General features: G+C 42.9%; 2 protein-coding genes and 1 pseudogene. 2 read left to right on the forward strand and 1 reads right to left on the reverse strand.

Going from position 1 to position 3,250, the window contains the following annotated elements; all coding sequences use genetic code 11:
* Positions 1-82: 82 nt before the first annotated feature.
* A pseudogene (locus tag B4H32_RS10655) lies at positions 83-534 on the forward strand (IS3 family transposase); the annotation flags it as partial.
* 130 nt (positions 535-664) lie between these two features.
* Here B4H32_RS10655 and B4H32_RS10660 read toward each other — a convergent pair.
* Positions 665-2,311, reverse strand: coding sequence for an acyl-CoA synthetase (locus tag B4H32_RS10660; RefSeq protein WP_286803007.1), 1,647 nt, complete (start codon positions 2,309-2,311; stop codon positions 665-667).
* A gap of 275 nt (positions 2,312-2,586) precedes the next feature.
* Between B4H32_RS10660 and B4H32_RS10665 the strand changes: the two genes are divergently transcribed.
* The coding region (locus B4H32_RS10665) for a TGS domain-containing protein (protein ID WP_286803009.1) at positions 2,587-3,250 on the forward strand (664 nt) is incomplete at its 3' end.

A 3,250-nucleotide genomic window follows, 5' to 3' on the forward strand; every position in this document is an offset into this window, starting at 1 on the left:
GCTCAATTGAGCCGCTTTTTTTATATCTATGTCTCGTCCTAATTAAGGTTGACACTTTCCATTCCTAAAATTGGAGAGTGTTATGACTAGAGTGCTTAGAAGAACACAACGAGATTATAGTCTCGTCTTTAAATTATCAGTTGTTGACCAAGTCGAAAAAGGTGAAATGATTTATAGGCAGGCACAGGATAAATATGAAATACAGGGCTGTTCAACAGTATTGGTTTGGCTTCGCAAGCATGGTAACCTAGACTGGAGTCAGTGAGCACTCTCTTTTCATCCAGGTAAAACCTCCATGCCCAATACACCGCTCACGCTAGAACAAAGAATTAAAGAACTTGAGCACCAACTTGTCAACACTCAACAAAAAGCTGAATTCTTTGAAACTGTTGTAGATGTACTCGAAAGAGATTATGGAGTCAGCATTGTAGAAAAGCCACGAGGCAAGTCATCAGGGAAAAGCAAGAAACGGGGATAAGTATTATGCAATGCTGCCGTTATCTTGGAATGACTCGTCAAGCCTATTACAAGCAATGCAAGTAGGAATCTCTACGCATTAAAAAGGATCAGGCCATTTGCATTAAAATATAAAACGCCCAATGAGGTTTATCAGGCATTTTATAGTTGAAATAAGTGTCAACCTATTTTAGGACGGGACACTGTCTTAATAATTCCCGAATTCTCCTGTTGCACGTTGTTTCGCCCATTCTCTTAAAATAAATTTCTGTAATTTCCCTGTCGATGTTTTCGGAATCTCAGTAATTACCACATCTTTAGGAACTTTAAAGCGCGCCAGCTCCTTTTCGCAATGTGCAATAATCTCTTCTGCGGATGCAGATGCACCCTGTTTTAATTCAATAAAGGCACATGGCACCTCCTGCCAGCGTTGATCTGGTTTTGCCACAACCGCTGCGGTAAGTACGGCAGGATGGCGATAGAGCACATCTTCCACTTCCAGGGAGGAAATGTTCTCACCACCTGAGATAATAATATCCTTGGAGCGGTCAGTAATCTTGGCATAACCGTCAGGATGATAAACCGCCAAATCTCCTGTATGAAACCAACCGCCTTTAAAAGCTTCTTCAGTCGCTTGTGGATTTTTGAGATAACCTTTCATCACGATATTGCCACGGAACATGATTTCGCCCATGGTTTGCCCATCATTCGGTACCGGTTGCATTGTTTCAGGATCAAGTACTCGCATACTGTCTTGCAATGGGTATGGTACGCCTTGGCGAGAATGAAGCTGCGCTTGCTCCTGAATAGATAAATCACTCCAGCCAGCCTGTGATGCACATAATGCCGATGGACCATAGGTTTCGGTCAAACCATAAACATGGTTGACGTTGATGCCGATATGACGCATGCCCTCAATAATCGCAACGGGCGGGGCAGCTCCAGCCACCATGACTTCGATGTGATGATCAAATGATGTGCGTTGATCTGTTGGGGCATTGATCAGCATGGACAATACAATCGGCGCACCACAGAAATAATCGACCTTATACTCAGCGATATATTTAAAGATCAATACAGGATCAACCCTGCGTAAACAGATATTGGTGCCACCACTTGCGGCAATTGACCAGGCAAAACACCAGCCATTACAGTGGAACAATGGCAATGTCCATAGATACACCGCACGCGGCTTCATCCCACAGGCCAAAATATTACTTGCCGCATTGAGGTAAGCACCACGATGGTGATAAACCACGCCTTTCGGATTGCCTGTTGTACCAGAGGTATAGTTGAGGCTAATCGCATCCCATTCGTCCTGTGGGAGTAACCATTCAAAATCTGGATTACCCTGTGCCAGCCACGACTCATATTCATACTGGCCAATTGCAACCTGTTCACCCTCAAACGCATGGTCAAAAACATCAATCACAATAATATTTTGAGTGATCAGCTTTAACGCTTCTTCTGCAAGGGTTTTAAATTCAGGGTCGACAAGCAGTACTCTTGATTCCGCATGTGTGAGCATGAAAGCAATAGTTTTTGCATCCAAGCGAGTATTCAGCGTATTGAGTACAGCACCTGCCATTGGTACTGCAAAATGAGCTTCGATCATTGCAGGGACATTTGGTAACAGTACCGAAACGGTATCGTTTTTTTGAATACCTAGATTTCTGAGTTGATGTGCAAACTGGCGACAGCGTTGATAGGTTTGCTGCCATGTAATTTGACGTTCACCATGAATAATGGCTGCCTGATTTGGGTAAATGTAGGCGGCACGCTCCAGGTAACGCAATGGTGATAAGGCAACAAAATTTGCTGGTGTTCGTGGTAACTCATCATATGCACTGACCATGTGTACTGCTCCATTGCTGTTCTTGTCAGGTTTATTTATATCCACACCAACATAGTGTTTCGCCCAGTCTAATTCATTTAGGCTTTAGTATGAGACGATTCCTTGATTGTTCCTGTATTTTTCTGAATCAAAGGTTTCATCCGCATCTAAACCTGTGTAAAATCTTGAGTACTTTTTTATCCGCCGTTTTTTATCTTTTGAGGATTCCTCCTCAATACATAATCTCGCGGTGATATGCTCCTTCGTATAGGGCATCACTCCTTAAGGATTTTATTATGCCAATCATTACTTTACCAAATGGTGATCAGAAACAGTTTGATCATCCGATTTCCGTGATGGAACTTGCTCAAAGCATTGGTCCAGGTCTTGCAAAAAATACAGTTGCTGGCCGTATCAATGATCGTTTGGTGGATGCTTGTGATTTAATCACAGAAGATGCGACAGTTCAGATTATTACCCCGAAAGATGAAGAAGGTCTAGAGATCATTCGTCACTCATGTGCGCACTTGGTAGGACATGCGGTTAAGCAATTGTTCCCTGAGGCGAAAATGGTTATCGGCCCAGTCATTGAAGAGGGTTTCTATTACGATATCTGGATGCCACGCCCATTTACTTTAGATGATATGGCGGCGATCGAAGAGCGTATGAAAAAGCTCATCGATCAAGACTATGATGTCATCAAAAAAATGACATCACGTGATGAAGTGATTGCAGAATTTACAGCACGCGGTGAAGAATACAAATTACGCTTGATTGCAGACATGCCGAATGAAACACAAATGGGCTTGTACTACCATCAAGATTATTTGGATATGTGCCGTGGTCCACACGTGCCAAATACTAAATTTTTAAAAGCATTCAAACTGACTAAAATGTCAGGCGCTTATTGGCGCGGGGATGCGAAGAATGAACAGTTACAACGTATTTATGGTACAGCGT

The organism is Acinetobacter sp. UBA2063 (genome assembly GCF_002333245.1).
GTDB classification, from domain to species: Bacteria; Pseudomonadota; Gammaproteobacteria; order Pseudomonadales; family Moraxellaceae; genus Acinetobacter; species Acinetobacter parvus.